Origin of the sequence: Bradyrhizobium sp. Ghvi (genome assembly GCF_900115265.1) — a bacterium.
Lineage (GTDB): Bacteria > Pseudomonadota > Alphaproteobacteria > Rhizobiales > Xanthobacteraceae > Bradyrhizobium.
On record NZ_FOVU01000011.1, the window covers coordinates 40,728 to 56,128 of the forward strand.

The following is a 15,401-nucleotide window of genomic DNA, read 5'->3' on the forward strand; positions in this document are numbered from 1 at the left end:
TGTTGTCGGGATCATGGCTGCTTGGCTCCAGGTCCCGATGCACTCGGACTTGCTCCTGGCCCGGGTGCCGGTCCAGTCTGGCCCTTCTGATCGCCTTCGCTGCTCTTCCGCTTGGCGCGGAACTCGCTGTCCTTGCTCTGGCTGTCCTTCTGACCGTCCTTGGCGCCATCCTTCTTCTGAGCGTCGGGGGCACGCGTGCGCTTGCGCGGGGCCAGATCGGCCGAAGGGGTCTGCTCGTCGCGACCGATGATAACCTTGGAGCCGTCGGAAAGATTGGCAAAGCCGGTGGTGACGACCCTATCGTTCGCCGTCAGACCGCTGGCGATGACCGCGTCATGCTCGTTCTGCTGGGTCACCGTCACGGGCTTGGCGGAGACAATGTCACCCTCGCCGATGACATAGCTGAAGGTGCCGATCGGTCCGCGTTGCACCGCCGAGGTCGGCACCACCAGCGCCTGCGTCAAGGTCTCGACCTTGAGGCGGACATTGACGAACTGGCCCGGCCACAGCTGGTAATTGGCATTGGGAAATTCGGCCTTGAGCTTGAGCGTGCCGGTGGTCTGGTCGACCTGGTTGTCGATGCCGGTCAGCTTGCCGGTGTCGATCACGGTGACACCGTCATTGCCGAACACATCGACCGACAGGGCGCCTTTCGCGGCGGCCGCATTGACACGCATGATCTGCTGCTGCGGCAGGCTGAACCACACCGCGATCGGCTGCAATTGCGTGATGACGACGAGGCCGGTGGTGTCGGAGGCGTGAATGATATTGCCCTGGTCGACCTGGCGTAGACCGACGCGGCCCGAGATCGGTGCGACGATCTTGGTGTAGCTCAACGTCGCCGCCGCATTGTCGATCGCGGCCTGGTCCGCCTTGACCAGCGCCTCGGTCTGCGCGACCGCGGCGCGCTGGGTGTCGGCCTGCTGCTTGGAACCGGCATTGGACGCCGCGAGCTGCTCATAGCGCGTCAAATCGATGCGCTGGTTGGCAAGCTGGGCCTCGTCCTGGGCCTTTTTGGCGACGGCCTGGTCATAGGTCGCCTGGTACAGTGCCGGATCGATCTCGCCGAGCACGTCGCCTTTCTTGACGTCTTGTCCTTCGGTGAATTTCACCGCGATCAGCTTGCCGTCGACCTGCGAGCGCACGGTGACGGTGTTGAGCGCCCGGATCGCGCCGACGCCGTCGAGATAAACGGGAACGTCCCGGACCTGAGGCATCGCCGCCAGCACCGGCACCGGCAGATCGGGTCGCTGGTCGCGCCCGTTTGCCTGCTGCGGCTGCTGATGCATGACGGTCCAACCGAGATAACCGAGGCCACCGAGGATCGCGAGCGTGATCACGGTCATGACGAAGCCACGGCCGCGCGACTTTTTCGCCGTCCCGCCTTTCGCGCCTTCCTGAGCGCCTTGCTTCGTATCCGGCTTAAAGAGCATTGACCGGTTTCTCCATTCGCGGCTCCCAGCCGCCGCCTAGCGCCTGATACAGGCTGACGATGGCAAGAAGGCGTGCGAGCTGTGCCTGCGACAGGTTGTCTTCCGCCTGGAACAGGGTCAGCTGGGTGTTGAGCACAGTGACGATATCGGCCGTGCCGGCGCGCAGCTGCTGCTCGGCGAGGTCGAAGGCGCGTCGCGAGGCGTTCACGACATCGCGCTGCAATTGCAGCTTGATCGTAGTTTGCTTGATCGAGAACAGCGCGTTGTCGACATCGGTGAAAGCCTGGACGATGGTCTTGCGGTAGGTCTGGAGCAACTCGTCCTGCCGCGCCTTGGCATATTCGAAATTGCCGAGGATCTTGCCGCCGTCGAAAATCGGCTGCGTCGCGCTGCCGACCAGCTGGAAGAACGCCGCGTGCGGCTGGAACAGAGAGACCAGCGCCGAGCTCTGGTAGCCGCCATTGCCGGTGAGCTGGATGGTCGGGAAGAACTGCGCGCGCGCATTGCCGATATTGGCGGTCGCCGAAGCGAGCTGGGCCTCCTGCCGGCGAATGTCCGGCCGCTGCGTCAGCAGCTCCGACGGCAGGCCGGGCGTGACGCGCGGGATCGCGATCCGGTCCAGCGAGCCGCCCGCGAGGCGCACACTTTCCGGCGGGCGCGACACCAGCACCGCCAGCGCGTTGGTATTCTGGTCGAGGGTCTGGCGCAGTGGCGGCACCAGCGCCTTCTGGTTCGCCAGCACGCTCTCCTGCTGGGCGACGTCGAGATCGGTGCCCGTGCCGGCCTTGCGACGCTCGCGGATGGCATCGAGGATGCGCTGGGCGCTGGCGATATTGCGCTGGGCCGTGCGCAGCCGGTCCTGCGAGGCCAGCACCTGGAAATAGGCATTGGCGACGGCCGCGAGCGTCGTCAGCGCGACGGTGTCGCGGTCGAACCGGTTAGCCTTGGCGGTCTCCTCTGCCGTTTGCAATGCGTCGCGGTTCTGGCCCCAAAAATCTAGCTGGTAGCTGGCGCTCAGCGAAGCCTGATAGTTGACGACCTCGCGGCCGCCGTTGGTGAGCCCCGAAGCCGAGGAGCCGGAGGTGCGCGAATAGGCCTCTTGTCCCGTTCCCGACAGGCTCGGCAACAGTGCCGCGCCTGCCTGCCGCGCCTGCGCGTCGGCCTCGACGATGCGCGAGACGGCGGCCGCGATGTCGAGGTTGGCGGTCTGCGCCTCCTCCATCAGCTGCGTCAGCTCGGACGATCGGAAGCCGCGCCACCAATCCAGCGAGGGCGGCGCATCGACCTTTCCGGCGTATTTGTATTCCGCGGGCACATCCAGCGCGGGGTCTGGGAGGTCCTGGGTCAGCACGCACGCGCCCGAGCTCGAAGCAAGGCACAGCACCGCGAACGCACGCAGCGTTCGGGATGCAGATCCAAGGAACTGCCGCATGGCGACGGCCGGAAACAGCTGCGTCACATCAACCCCCTGCCGGGCAGACCGCACCGCCACCGCGTAACGGGAATAACCGATTCGCGGGCGGACAGCGGGAGGCCTTTCTGTAACTTGATCACAGCGTGATGCTTTCTGCGCAACCTAAAGTCCATCTTAGCCGGGTGCGGAACTGCGGGACAGTCCCGCACCTGCGAAGCGCACGGCCCAACGAAGCAATGACGGAGCCATTGAAATGAAAGATATCCTTGTCTCGCAATGGCTTCTTCCATTCCCGAAACATCCGGAAACGCAGTCAAGCTTACCAAGATTTCATGTGATATTGCAGCCACAGTTGCCTCGAAGCCGCCAAATCGCGGCGATGCTCCACTGCCTGCCAGTGCAACACACCTTAGCTGCGTCACGCGAGGCAGGCCACTTCCACATGCGCATCGTGGCGTCCGAACGGGCATTGCCGACAATGCGGCGGCCTGGACACTTTCCCGGCGCGATCCAGTGACGGTCCTTGGCGCCCGGCAAAACACGCCCTTATATTATTGGTCGCTGACCGTTTGCGGGGCGCGCTCTGGTGCAGCGATAGGAGCGGGATGGGCGCGCTCGGACAGTATCCGTTGGGGGCATGGATCTGCCGATGCCGAATGCCATCTCGGTGACACCCGATGACGTCGAAACCGTGCTCGCGGACCTGCCGCGCATCGTTCGCCTCGCGCTCACCTTCGGCTCGCGGCTGCGCCGCGGCACGCTCGACGTCACCCTGCCAGATGGGCGCGTGATCAGGCTCGGCGGACTTGAGCCGGGTCCGAATGCGTCCATGCGCCTGCACAATTACGGCTTCGCCTCGCGTCTGATCAACGGCGGCGACATCGGAATTGCGGAAGCCTATCTCGCCGGCGACTGGGACACGCCTGATCTGACGCAGTTTCTCTACCTGTTCTGCGTCAACCACGATCTGATCCAGGCCATGCTGCGCGACAAGCCCTTGATGCGGTTCGTTCAGATGCTGCAGCACTGGTTCAACCGCAACACCCGCCGCCAGGCCCGGCGCAACATCCACGCCCATTACGACATCGGCAACGCGTTCTACGCGGCCTGGCTCGATCCGAGCATGACCTATTCGTCCGCCTTGTTCGAGGAATCGACCACAGATCTCACGGCGGCACAGACCAACAAATATCGCCGCCTCGCCGAAGCGATCGATCTGAAGCCAGGCCAGAAGCTGCTCGAGATCGGCTGCGGCTGGGGCGGCTTCGCCGAATTTGCTGCCAAGATTTTTGGCGCCCGCGTGGTTGGTTTGACGATCTCGACTGAGCAGCGCGATTTCGCGCAGAAGCGCATCTTTGAGGCGGGCCTCGCCGAGAAGGTCGAGATCCGGCTCCAGGATTATCGTGACGAGCGCGATCGTTACGACCGGATCGCTTCGATCGAAATGATCGAGGCGGTCGGCGAGAAGTTCTGGCCGCGCTATTTCGCCCAGCTGCGTGATCGTCTGCTGCCGGGCGGATTGGTCGGCATTCAGGCCATCACGATCCAGGACAAACTCTTCCAGGGCTATCGGCGCGAAGTCGACTTCATCCAGCGCTATGTCTTTCCCGGCGGCATGCTGCCTTCGCCGGAGGTATTGAAGTCGCTGGGAGACCGGTTCGGCGTTCCTGTCATCCGCGAGCGCATTTTCGGGCAAGATTATGCCAGGACGCTTGCCACCTGGCGAAATAACTTTCGCGCGGCATGGCCGGGCCTCGTGCCGCTTGGCTTCGATGACCGGTTCCGGCGGCTATGGGAGTACTATCTCGCCTATTGCGAGGCCGGATTCCTCTCCGGCAACATCGACGTCCGGCAGGTCATCTTCGCAAAGCAGCAATAAGAGTTTGCACCCTCGCCTTGTGTGGCCGGCGACCCTACTTTAGGGTCGCGCCCATATCGTGAACCAGCCGGTAATTGCCTGACATGACCATCAAAAACGACGTTGTCGAAGCCATCGGCAACACTCCGCTCATCAAGCTCAAGCGCGCGTCCGAACTGACCGGCTGTACCATTCTCGGCAAGGCCGAGTTCATGAATCCCGGTCAGTCGGTCAAGGATCGCGCCGGCAAATGGATGATCCTGGAAGCCGAGAAGCGCGGCGAGCTGAAGCCCGGCGGCCTCGTGGTGGAAGCAACCGCCGGCAACACCGGCATCGGCCTTGCGGTGGTGGCAAGTGCGCGCGGCTATCGCACGCTGATCGTGATCCCGGAGACGCAGAGCCAGGAGAAAAAAGACTTCCTGAAGCTGTGCGGCGCCGAGCTCCTGGAATCGCCGGCACTGCCCTACTCCAATCCGAACAACTACCAGCATGTCGGTCGCCGTCTTGCCGACGAGCTGCGCAAGACCGAGCCGAACGGCGTGCTATTCGCCGACCAATGGAACAACCTCGACAACGCCAAGGCGCATTACGACTCGACCGGTCCCGAGATCTGGACGCAGACCGGCGGCAAGATCGACGGCTTCGTCTGCTCCGTCGGCAGCGGCGGCACGCTGGCCGGCATCAGCCGCTTTCTGAAAGAGAAGAACAAGGACATCCGGATCGCCTGCGCCGATCCGCACGGCGCCGGCATGTTCGAATACTTCAGGACCGGCGAGGCCAAGGCGACGCCTGGTGACTCCATCACGGAAGGCATCGGGCTCGGCCGCAAAACCGCGATCGTCGAGAGTGCGAAGGTCGATGATGCCTTCCTCGTTCCCGATGCCGAAGCTGTCACTGTCATCTACGAGTTGCTCCAGCACGAAGGCCTGTGCCTCGGCGGCTCGACCGGCATCAACATCGTCGGCGCGATGCGGCTGGCAAAGCAGCTTGGGCCGGGAAAGACCATCGTCACCGTGCTGTGCGATTCCGGCAGCCGCTATCAGTCCAAGCTGTTCAACGCCGACTTCATGCGCGCCAAGAACCTGCCGGTGCCGGAATGGCTGGAGAAGCGCAGCAACATCAAGCTGCCGTTCGTCTAGAGTCAGGCGGTCGACGCCAAGCCGCTCACATCAAGTCGCGTCGCTCTACCGGAGTTCAGCGCAATATCTGGCTCAGGAACAGTTTTGTGCGGGCGTGCTGGGGCGTCGCGAAAAACTCGTTCGGCGTGTTGGCCTCGATAATCTGCCCGGCGTCCATGAAGACGACGCGGTTGGCGACCTCGCGGGCAAAGCCCATCTCGTGGGTCACGACCAGCATGGTCATGCCCTCTTTCGCCAGATCGACCATGGTATCGAGGACCTCCTTGACCATTTCGGGATCCAGTGCCGAGGTCGGCTCGTCGAACAGCATCACCTTCGGGTTCATGGTCAGCGCGCGCGCGATCGCGACGCGCTGCTGCTGACCGCCGGACATCTGACCGGGAAACTTGTTGGCCTGGTGCGGGATTTTGACCCGCTCCAGAAACTTCATCGCGGTCTCCTCGGCATCTTTCTTGGGAATGTTGCGCACCCAGATCGGCGCCAGCGTGCAGTTATCGAGGACCGTGAGGTGCGGAAACAGATTAAAGCTCTGGAACACCATGCCGACTTCGCGGCGCACCGCGTCAACGTGCTTGAGATTCGGCCCGAGCTCGATTCCGTCAACGACGATCTCGCCCTCCTGGAATTCCTCCAGCGCGTTGATGCAGCGGATCAGCGTCGACTTGCCAGAGCCCGAGGGCCCGCAGATCACGATGCGCTCGCCCTTTTCGACCTCGAGGTCGATGTCGCGCAGCACGTGAAAGTCGCCGTACCATTTGTTGAGGCCGGAAATATTGACGATGGGGTCGGGCATGGTGAGCTCCATCAGTTGCGGCGGTGGGCATTGAGGCGGCGCTCGCCGAAAAGCGAATAGCGCGACATGCCGAAGCAGAATGTGAAGTAGATGATCCCGGTGAACGCAAAGCCGGTAAAGGCGGTCGAGGGCGTGGTCCAGACCGGATCGGCGAACGAGGCGCGCAACGAGCCGAGCAGATCGAACAACGCGACGATCGAGACCAGCGACGTGTCCTTGAAGAGCGAGATGAAGCTGTTGACGATGGCGGGAATGACGTGGCGCAGCGCCTGCGGCAGCACGATCAGCGAGGTGGTTTTCCACCAGGACAGGCCGAGCGCGGAGGCCGCCTCGCCCTGCCCGCGCGGCACCGCCGCCAGACCGCCACGCAGGTTCTCGGCCTGATAGGCGCCGGTGAACAGGGACACGCCGATCAGTGCGCGCACCAGGCCGTCGACGGTGAAATTGCCCGGCAGGAACAGAGGCAGCATGTAGGTCGCGAAAAACAGCACGGTGATCAACGGCACGCCGCGCCAGAATTCAATATAGATAATCGAGGAGATCCGGATCAGGGGAATGGTCGATCGCCGGCCGAGCGCCAGCGCAATGCCGATCGGCAATGACGCCACGATGCCGGTAATCGCGATCACCAGCGTCACCAGAAGCCCGCCCCACAGCCGGGTGTCGACGACCGGCAGGCCGCCGCGATCGAGCCCCATCAGCTTGATCACCGCAGCCATCGCGACGAACGTGGCGAGGCTTGCTAGCAGTGGCCGCGAGCCGGCGCGCGCGCCGCCGAGCACGAACAGGATCACCGATACGATCACCGCCGTGATCAGGAAGTCGAGCCAGGGCCCCTGTCCTGCCGCCTGCATCTGGTCGCGCAGCCAGGTCAAGGGAAAGATCACCCAGTGCAGCAACGTGCCGATCAGCGCGATGATGCTGCCGATCGCCCAGAGCAGCGGGCCGGCGGCCGAACTCTTGCTCAGACCGACCAGGACCTCACCTACGCCGCTGATGCTGTCGGCGAACAATTGCAGCAGGCCGGCCACCCAGCTCACGCCGAAGCCGGTGATGCCGCCGCCATGCAGCAGGAAGAATGCCATCACCGGAAAGGCGAAGAAGAACAGCCCGGCATTCAAGCCCTTGGCCGGAAGCTTCGGAATGAGCAGCGGCAGGAGCAGCACTGCGCCGAGCGCGAAGGTCAGGTTGACCCGCCAGAGTTCGGCCGCGGGATAAAAGCCGTAGAAGAGCTGCGTGTACTTGGCCTGGATAAAGGGCCAGCAGGCGCCGACCGGATGGCCGGCATTCTCGGCGAGGCAGGCCGTGCGGTCCTTGCCGCTCCAGACCGCATCGACCAGCAGGAACTTGATGGTGGGAACGACGGTGTACCAGACCAGCAAGAGACCAAGGATCGTCAGCAGGATGTTGGTCGGCGAGTTCAGCAGGCGCGTGCGCACAAAGCCGAGGAAACCGGTGGTCGTCACCGGCGCCGGGCGCTCGGCGACCAAATCCTGCCGGACAAAGGAGGACGCGACCAGATCGCTCATGCGCCAAGGCTCCGGCTGAGGCGCCAGCCATAGACGCTCATGATGGCGCTGGTGGCGAGCGAGATCAGGAGATAGACGCCCATCGTCATGACGAGGATCTCGATCGCCTGCCCGGTCTGGCTCAGCGCCGTGCCGGCAAACACCGAGACCAAGTCGGGATAACCGATCGCGACCGCAAGCGACGAGTTCTTGGTCAGGTTGAGATACTGGTTGGTGAGCGGCGGCACGATCACGCGCATCGCCTGCGGCACCACGATCAGCCGCAACGTCGCGCCCCGACTGAGGCCCAGCGACGAGCCTGCCTCCATCTGCCCCTTATGGACCGACAGGATGCCGGCACGGACGATCTCGGCGATGAAGGCCGCCGTATAGGTCGACAGTCCGACCGTCAGAGCGACGAACTCCGGAATGATCCGCGCGCCGCCGGCGAAGTTGAATCCCTTCAGCTGCGGAAATTCGAACGTGACGGGTGGACCGAACGCAAGCATCGTGAGGAGCGGCAACCCGACCAGCAGTGTCAGCACGTAAGGCCAGATCCGGATCGCGCGGCCCTGAGCAAACAGCGCCCGCAGCGCGTAGCTGCGCAAACCCAGCGAGGCGACGATGCCGAGCGCCAGAGCAGCGAGGAACGGAACGAAGCCGGGCTGGCCCTCCGGTGACGGCACGATCACGCCGCGATTGTTGAGGAAGATAGCACCGAAGATCGAGAGGCTCTGCCGCGGCGCCGGGAGTGCCGCGAGCACGGCGAGATACCAGAACAGGATCTGGAACAGCAGCGGCAGGTTACGGATGGCCTCGACATAGAGGCCGCCGACGCGCGACACTAGCCAGTTCGGGGACAAACGGCAGAGTGCGACGACGAAACCGATCACGGTCGCAAAGAAGATGCCGACCACCGAGACCAGCAACGTATTCAGGATGCCGACCAGGAAGACGCGGAAGTAGGTATCGGACCCGGAATAGGAGATCAGGGTCTGATTGACATCGAAGCTGGCGCTGTTGTTGAGGAAGCCGAAACCTGCAGCGATGTGCTGGGTTTCCAGGTTGGTGCGGGCGTTCGATATGACCTCATAGACGATCCAGGCCAGGATCGCGCCAAAGACGAGCTGGACGGCGACGCCGTTCCAGCCTGCCTTGCCACCGAGTGCGCGCCTCAGCTTCAGCGCGAATTGCGGTGGCGGTTTCCGGGCCTGGACGCCCATGGGCGCAGCCTGCGCGTCTGCCGATCAGCGGATCGGCGGCGCGTATTGCAGGCCGCCCTTGGTCCAGAGATTGTTGAGACCGCGGCTGATCTTGAGCGGCGAGCCGGCGCCGACATTGCGATCGAACGACTCGCCGTAATTACCGACCGCCTTCACGATCCGGATCACCCAGTCCTTGGTGAGGCCCAGCTGTTCGCCGAGATTTCCGTCGGTGCCGAGCACCCGCTTCAGCTCCGGCTTGTCGGATTTCACCATCTCGTCGACATTCTTCTGGGTGATGCCGAGCTCCTCGGCCGTGACCATCGCGAACAGCGTCCATTTCACGATGTCGAACCACTGATCGTCGCCGTGGCGCACCATCGGACCCAGCGGCTCTTTCGAAATGATCTCGGGCAGCACGACATGATCGGCGGGGTTGGTCAGCTTCAGGCGGCTGGCATAGAGCCCAGATGAATCGTCGGTGAAGACGTCGCAGCGCCCCGACTCGTAGGCCTTGATCGCTTCGTCGATCGTGCCGAACGCGATCACCTCGTACTTCATGTTGTTGGCCTTGAAGTAGTCGGCAAGGTTCAGCTCGGTGGTGGTGCCGGTCTGGACACAAACAGAGGCGCTGTTGAGCTCCAGCGCGGAATTGACCTTGAGCGACTTCTTCACCATGAAGCCCTGCCCGTCATAATAGGTGACGCCGGTGAAGTTGGCGCCGAGCGAGGTGTCGCGCGACACGGTCCAGGTGGTGTTGCGCGACAGCACGTCGATCTCGCCGGATTGCAGCGCCGTAAAGCGGTCCTTGGCCGAGAGCGGCACAAACTTGATCTTGGTCGGATCGTTCAAGACCGCCGCCGCGATCGCGCGGCAGACATCGACATCGATACCGGTCCAGTTGCCCTTGTCGTCGGGCGAGGAGAAGCCGGGCAGGCCCTGGCTGACGCCGCAGGACAGCATGCCGCGGTCCTTGATGGTCTTGAGCGTTTGCGCATCGGCGGCCTGGGCAGAGAGGCCGGCGGCGAGAGCAAGAGAGAGAGCCAAGGTTACGCGTTTCATGGGCTGAAGGCCTTTCAAAGATCGTCTGAACGTCAGGAATGTTGTCTCAGGATCGTCTTTGCCGGGGCAAATCCTACTAAAGACCTGCCTTGCAAGAGTCATGCTGGAAAACCTTGCCGAACACTCGCCGACGCTGAGAGGCCATACCCTAATCCCCGCCGCAGGCGCCCGCCTTTGTGGCTATGACGCAAGGTCCGGTCAGACGATGGATCGAAGGTCGCGGCTGCCCCTCAACATGCGGCGACTGAATAGCACCTGCGCATCACAGAACGACTGGCGAGCCGGGTCAAGGGGTTGACGGGACTCTTCTGTGTTCTGTTATTAACATCCGCCGGCCCTCAGGGCCGTCCCGACCGTGCGATCCACGCCGGCGGCAACGCGCTTTTTGAAAGCAGACGCATGGATTCCTCGCACCCCCTCCAGCAGCAGGCCGAAACCCGGCTGGTCACCTCCGGCCGCGACACCAAGGCACAGAAGGGGTTCGTCAATCCGCCGGTGTTCCACGGCTCGACCGTGCTCTATCCGACCGCCGAGGACCTGCACGCCCATCGCGGCGAGTTCACCTATGGCCGCCACGGTACCCCGACCACGCGGGCGTTCCAGGACACGCTGATGGCGCTGGAGGGGCCGCAATGCGCCGGTGTCGGCATCGTGCCGTCGGGGCTCTCGGCGATCTCCACCACCCTGCTCTCGGTGCTGAAGAGCGGCGACCATCTTCTGGTGGTCGACAACATCTACCGGCCCTCGCGCAATTTCTGCAACGGCATGCTCGCCCGCTACGGCGTCGAGACCACCTATTTCGATCCGCTGATCGGTGCGGGAATCGAAAAGCTGTTCAAGCCCAACACCCGCGCCGTGCTGGTCGAGGCGCCGGGGTCGCAGTCGTTCGAGATGCCCGATATTCGCACCATCGCCGAGGTCGCGCATGCGAAGGGCGCGCTCGTCATCGACGACAACACATGGGCAACGCCGCTCTATCACCGCTCGCTCGAGCAAGGCGTTGACATCAGCATGCAGGCCGCGACCAAATATATCGGCGGCCATTCCGACATCATGTTCGGCACCATCTCTGCCAACGCCAAGGCCTGGCCGCAGATCACGGAAGGCATCCGCCTGCTCGGCGTCTGCGCCGGGCCCGATGACGTCTTCCTGGCGCTACGCGGCCTGCGCACGCTGTCCGTGCGGCTCGCGCAGCATCATCGCTCGGGCCTCGACATGGCGCACTGGCTCGCGGCCAGACCCGAAGTCGCGCGCGTGCTGCATCCGGGGCTCGAGACCGATCCCGGTCATGCGATCTGGAAGCGCGACTTCACCGGCGCCTCTGGCCTGTTCAGCATCGTGCTGAAGCCGGTCCCGCAGCAAGCCGTCGACACCATGCTCAACGCGCTCAAACTGTTCGGCATGGGCTTTTCCTGGGGCGGTTTCGAGAGCCTTGCGATTCCCTTCGACTGCGACGCCTATCGCACCGCGACCAAGTGGGCGCCGGGCGGCCCGACGCTCCGACTCCATATCGGGCTCGAAAGCGTCGACGATCTCAAGGCCGATCTCGATCGCGGCTTCGCTGCCCTGAAAGCGGCAATGTGAGCCTGCTCACAAGGCAGCACGCCTGCGGACGCGCCAGCGCCGCGGTGGACGCGAAGCCGCGCCGCGGGAACGAGCACTGCGGGCAAACGTTAACGCCGATGCGCCAACAAATGGTTTGAACCTCAAGCATTTGGCGCTAGCCTCACCAATCGACTCTCATCCGGACACGGAGCATGGGAACGTTGGTTCTGCTCGATCTGATGGGCGGCGTAGCGTTGCTGCTGTGGGGCCTGCACATGGTCCAGAGCGGCATCCTGCGCGCCTTTGGCCCCGATCTGCGACGCCTGCTGGGCAAGGCCCCCGGCAACCGCTTTAGCGCATTTGCAGCGGGGCTCGGCCTCACCGCCCTGCTCCAGAGCAGCACGGCGACCGCGCTGCTGACCAGCTCCTTTGCCGCCGAGGGCCTGCTCAGCCTCGTCGCCGCCCTTGCCATCATGCTGGGAGCCAACGTCGGCACGACGCTCATCGTGCAGGCGTTGTCGTTCAACATCGCCGCAATTGCGCCGGTGCTGTTCGTGCTCGGCCTCGTCGCCTTTCGCACCGGCCCCCGCTCGCGGATCAAGGATATCGGTCGCATCTGCATTGGCCTAGGCCTGATGCTGCTGTCGCTGCATATCCTGCTCGATACGCTGGCGCCGGCGGAGAATGCGCCTGGCGTGCGCGTCGTGATGTCGGCGATCACGGGCGACCCCATCCTGTGCATCATTGTCGCTGCGGCGATCACGTGGGCCGTGCATTCGAGCGTCGCCAGCGTGCTGCTGATCATGTCGCTGGCCTATTCGCAGTTCATTACCCCTGACGCGGCGCTCGCGCTGGTGTTGGGTGCCAATCTCGGCAGCGCGGTCAACCCCGTGTTTGAGGGAGCAAGGCGCGACGATCCGGCGAGCTACCGCCTGCCGGTGGGCAATCTCTTCAATCGTGTTCTCGGCATTGCACTGGTCCTGCCGTTCCTGGGCACGATCGCGAGCCATATGCACGCCTGGCAGCCCGACCTCGCCAAGATGATTGCGACATTTCACATCGCTTTCAACGTCGGCACGGCCGTCATCTTCATCGGCCTGCTCGATACCATGTCGCGCCTGCTGACCCGCCTGCTGCCCGATCGCGTGCAGGACACCGATCCGGCCCGACCGCGCTATCTCGACGAAAGCGCGCTGGAGACCCCCTCGCTCGCGCTCGCCGATGCCGCCCGCGAGACGCTGCGCATGGGCGATCTGGTCGAAACCATGCTGCGCAAGGTGATGGCCGCGATGATGACAGGCGACCGCTCGCTGGTCGACCAGGTCTCGAAGACGGACAATGTCGTCGACAGCCTCGACGAGGCCATCAAGCTCTACGTCACGAAGCTGACGCGCGGCAGTCTCGATGAGAGCGAAGGCCGGCGTGCGATGGAGATCATCTCCTTCGCCATCAACCTCGAGCATATCGGCGACATCATCGACAAGAACTTGAGCGAGCTCGCCACCAAGAAGATCAAGCGGCGCTTCCAGTTCTCGCCCGAGGGTGCCGACGAGCTCGCCGCCTTTCACAAGCGCACGATGGATTCGCTGCGGATCGCGTTCGGCGTGTTCATGTCGGGCGATGCCAACGAGGCTCGCAAGCTACTGGTGGAAAAGACCGCGCTGAAGAACACCGAGCTTGCCGCCGTCGAACGTCATCTCGACCGCCTGCGCGAGGGCCGCCCCGAGACCATCGAGACCACTTCGCTGCATCTGGACGTGCTGCGCGATCTCAGGCGCATCCACTCGCATATCTGCTCGGTCGCCTATCCCGTGCTGGATGCAGCCGGAGAGCCCTATCGCCGCACCGAGGCGGAGACATCAGCTCTGCCCGCCTCAGGCGCGACGGCGCTGCCGCGTTAGAGCTGCGCGAACCAGAGCGGCTCCCGCCGCGAGCAGCAGTCCCGCCGCGCAAAGCAGCGTCGGGGCGACCCACAGCGTCGGGAACGACAGCAGGCGCGCATCTTCGGGCCGCTGCGGATCGTAGGCGATCCTGACCTGCTCGCCGTCGGCATAGGGTTGCGCTGTCGATCCTGCCGACGACGTGAACGTGATCACGCGGCCGTCGCGCGTTGCGAATTGGAACGTCGGGTAGAGAAACGTGCCGCCATGATTGCCGCCGCTTCGCGCGATGGCGCCCGAAAAGCGTGCCTCGGCCTGCTCGGCTCTGGCGAGAAACGCGACGGTGCTGCCCAGATCAAGAAGGCCGAGCCCAAGCAGGATCAGGCCGACCAGAAGAACCGACACGAACAGAACTATCGGGAGTTTGCCCATGCCCCTCCGGAGATTTGCATGTCGGCGCGCCCCTGATCACCGCTCCAGCGTCTTCGACGCGCGGCCGCGGTTCTTGATGATCAGCATGATGTTGCGGACATAGATGATGGTCGCCAGCGCCTGCCCGAGGATGATGATGGGCTCGCGCTTGACGACGCCGTAGACCAGCGTCATCAGGCCGCCGCCCATCGAGCAGAACCAGAATGCCATCGGCACCACGCTGTTGCCGGCGCGCTCGCTCGCGATCCACTGCACCAGAAAGCGCGCGGTGAAGAACAGCTGTGCGACCAGTCCAAAGGCGAGCCAGAAATCGAACTTGGCGACGAAGACGTCGTAGAAATAGTTGTGCAGCGCCTGACCGAATTGAATGATCATGCCTTTACCTCGATCACGTCTGGCGTCGGTTTCTTGCGGCGGATCAGCCACCACACCCCGGCGAGATCCAAGATTCCGATCCACAGCCGGTCGAAGAAGCCGTAATTGGACACGCCGGAATGGCGCGGCCGGTCGATCACATCGACATAAGCGATATCAAATCCTTCGCGGCGCATCAGCGCCGGCAGGAAGCGGTGTAGCCCGTCGAAATAGGGCATCATCAGGAAGACCTCGCGCCGGAACGCCTTCAACCCGCATCCGGTATCGCGCGTGCCATCCTTCAGGATCGCGTTGCGGACCTTGTTGGCCACGCGCGACTGGAATTTCTTGAAGCCGGTGTCCTTGCGCCCGACACGCTGTCCCGCGGCAAGGCCGACATTAGCGCCCTTCTCGACCGCCGCGATCAGGTCCGGCAGGAAGGCGGGATTGTTCTGGCCATCACCGTCGAGCGTCGCCACGATCGAACCGCGGGCCGCGCGTACCCCGCTGCGCACTGCCGCCGACTGGCCGCTTGATCTCGCGTGACGCAACTGCCGCAGATTATCCCGCCGCGCCATGATCGCTGCGAGCCGCTCGCCCGTCGCATCGGTCGAGCCGTCATTGACATAGATGATCTCATAGGCCCAGCGGCCATCGAGAGCGGCCGTGATCTCCTCGATCAGGGGCGCAATGTTGTCGGCTTCGTTGCGCACGGGGACAACGATGGAAACCGAAGGCTGGGACGACGACAAATCGAGCGCTCGTAGTTGGAATTGGCTGG

At 63.7% G+C, this 15,401-nt stretch carries 13 protein-coding genes; 4 read left to right on the top strand and 9 right to left on the bottom strand.

Going from position 1 to position 15,401, the window contains the following annotated elements:
- Positions 1–11 precede the first annotated feature (11 nt).
- Together BM374_RS30510 and BM374_RS30515 are read right to left on the bottom strand one after the other, a co-directional pair.
- A complete protein-coding gene (locus BM374_RS30510; RefSeq protein ID WP_092301299.1) occupies positions 12–1,433 on the bottom strand; it encodes an efflux RND transporter periplasmic adaptor subunit in 1,422 nt (473 codons plus the stop codon).
- Positions 1,423–2,865, bottom strand: coding sequence for an efflux transporter outer membrane subunit (locus tag BM374_RS30515; protein ID WP_092301642.1), 1,443 nt, complete (start codon positions 2,863–2,865; stop codon positions 1,423–1,425). Before BM374_RS30515 ends, BM374_RS30510 begins: the two co-directional genes overlap by 11 nt.
- 631 nt (positions 2,866–3,496) lie before the next feature.
- On the opposite strand from BM374_RS30515, the gene BM374_RS30520 reads away from it, so the two are divergent.
- Both BM374_RS30520 and BM374_RS30525 read left to right on the top strand, forming a co-directional pair.
- Positions 3,497–4,726 carry an SAM-dependent methyltransferase gene (locus BM374_RS30520; RefSeq protein ID WP_092301645.1) on the top strand — a complete coding sequence of 410 codons (1,230 nt, stop codon included), beginning with the start codon at positions 3,497–3,499 and terminating at the stop codon, positions 4,724–4,726.
- Positions 4,727–4,809: 83 nt separating this feature from the next.
- Positions 4,810–5,844, top strand: a complete 1,035-nt coding sequence (locus tag BM374_RS30525) for a cysteine synthase A (protein WP_092301302.1) — start codon at positions 4,810–4,812, stop codon at positions 5,842–5,844.
- 55 nt (positions 5,845–5,899) lie between these two features.
- Here BM374_RS30525 and BM374_RS30530 read toward each other — a convergent pair whose 3' ends face one another.
- Genes BM374_RS30530 through BM374_RS30545 form a run of 4 tightly spaced genes read right to left on the bottom strand, consistent with a single transcriptional unit; the run spans position 5,900 to position 10,409 of the window.
- A complete protein-coding gene (locus BM374_RS30530; RefSeq protein WP_092301648.1) occupies positions 5,900–6,637 on the bottom strand; it encodes an amino acid ABC transporter ATP-binding protein in 738 nt (245 codons plus the stop codon).
- Positions 6,638–6,648: 11 nt separating this feature from the next.
- A complete protein-coding gene (locus BM374_RS30535) occupies positions 6,649–8,166 on the bottom strand; it encodes an amino acid ABC transporter permease (protein ID WP_092301305.1) in 1,518 nt (505 codons plus the stop codon).
- Positions 8,163–9,368, bottom strand: coding sequence for an amino acid ABC transporter permease (locus BM374_RS30540; protein WP_092301308.1), 1,206 nt, complete (start codon positions 9,366–9,368; stop codon positions 8,163–8,165). Before BM374_RS30540 ends, BM374_RS30535 begins: the two co-directional genes overlap by 4 nt.
- A gap of 24 nt (positions 9,369–9,392) precedes the next feature.
- Positions 9,393–10,409 (bottom strand): amino acid ABC transporter substrate-binding protein, encoded by a 1,017-nt coding sequence (locus tag BM374_RS30545; RefSeq protein WP_092301311.1) that lies wholly within the window; start codon positions 10,407–10,409, stop codon positions 9,393–9,395.
- A 399-nt stretch (positions 10,410–10,808) separates the two neighbouring features.
- Between BM374_RS30545 and metC the strand changes: the two genes are divergently transcribed.
- A complete protein-coding gene (metC, locus tag BM374_RS30550) occupies positions 10,809–11,993 on the top strand; it encodes a cystathionine beta-lyase (RefSeq protein ID WP_092301314.1) in 1,185 nt (394 codons plus the stop codon).
- A 173-nt stretch (positions 11,994–12,166) separates the two neighbouring features.
- Positions 12,167–13,855: a Na/Pi cotransporter family protein gene (locus tag BM374_RS30555; RefSeq protein WP_092301317.1), complete on the top strand. Its 1,689-nt coding sequence runs from the start codon at positions 12,167–12,169 to the stop codon at positions 13,853–13,855.
- Here BM374_RS30555 and BM374_RS30560 read toward each other — a convergent pair.
- Genes BM374_RS30560 through BM374_RS30570 form a run of 3 tightly spaced genes read right to left on the bottom strand, consistent with a single transcriptional unit; the run spans position 13,829 to position 15,372 of the window.
- Positions 13,829–14,266: a DUF3592 domain-containing protein gene (locus tag BM374_RS30560; RefSeq protein ID WP_092301319.1), complete on the bottom strand. Its 438-nt coding sequence runs from the start codon at positions 14,264–14,266 to the stop codon at positions 13,829–13,831. The two genes, BM374_RS30555 and BM374_RS30560, sit on opposite strands and share 27 nt — an antisense overlap.
- Positions 14,267–14,302: 36 nt before the next feature.
- Positions 14,303–14,641 (bottom strand): lipid-A-disaccharide synthase N-terminal domain-containing protein, encoded by a 339-nt coding sequence (locus BM374_RS30565; protein ID WP_092301322.1) that lies wholly within the window; start codon positions 14,639–14,641, stop codon positions 14,303–14,305.
- Complete coding sequence (locus tag BM374_RS30570) at positions 14,638–15,372, bottom strand: glycosyltransferase family 2 protein (RefSeq protein ID WP_092301326.1); 735 nt, start codon at positions 15,370–15,372, stop codon at positions 14,638–14,640. Before BM374_RS30570 ends, BM374_RS30565 begins: the two co-directional genes overlap by 4 nt.
- Positions 15,373–15,401: the final 29 nt, after the last annotated feature.

Coding starts and splice junctions, on each gene's coding strand:
- BM374_RS30535 (WP_092301305.1), bottom strand. CDS start 8,166: ATGAGCGATCTGGTCGCGTCCTCCTTTGTCCGGCAGGATTTGGTCGCC.
- BM374_RS30540 (WP_092301308.1), bottom strand. CDS start 9,368: ATGGGCGTCCAGGCCCGGAAACCGCCACCGCAATTCGCGCTGAAGCTG.
- BM374_RS30560 (WP_092301319.1), bottom strand. CDS start 14,266: ATGGGCAAACTCCCGATAGTTCTGTTCGTGTCGGTTCTTCTGGTCGGC.
- BM374_RS30530 (WP_092301648.1), bottom strand. CDS start 6,637: ATGCCCGACCCCATCGTCAATATTTCCGGCCTCAACAAATGGTACGGC.
- BM374_RS30520 (WP_092301645.1), top strand. CDS start 3,497: ATGCCGAATGCCATCTCGGTGACACCCGATGACGTCGAAACCGTGCTC.
- BM374_RS30545 (WP_092301311.1), bottom strand. CDS start 10,409: ATGAAACGCGTAACCTTGGCTCTCTCTCTTGCTCTCGCCGCCGGCCTC.
- BM374_RS30510 (WP_092301299.1), bottom strand. CDS start 1,433: ATGCTCTTTAAGCCGGATACGAAGCAAGGCGCTCAGGAAGGCGCGAAA.
- BM374_RS30525 (WP_092301302.1), top strand. CDS start 4,810: ATGACCATCAAAAACGACGTTGTCGAAGCCATCGGCAACACTCCGCTC.
- metC (WP_092301314.1), top strand. CDS start 10,809: ATGGATTCCTCGCACCCCCTCCAGCAGCAGGCCGAAACCCGGCTGGTC.
- BM374_RS30515 (WP_092301642.1), bottom strand. CDS start 2,865: ATGCGGCAGTTCCTTGGATCTGCATCCCGAACGCTGCGTGCGTTCGCG.
- BM374_RS30555 (WP_092301317.1), top strand. CDS start 12,167: ATGGGAACGTTGGTTCTGCTCGATCTGATGGGCGGCGTAGCGTTGCTG.
- BM374_RS30565 (WP_092301322.1), bottom strand. CDS start 14,641: ATGATCATTCAATTCGGTCAGGCGCTGCACAACTATTTCTACGACGTC.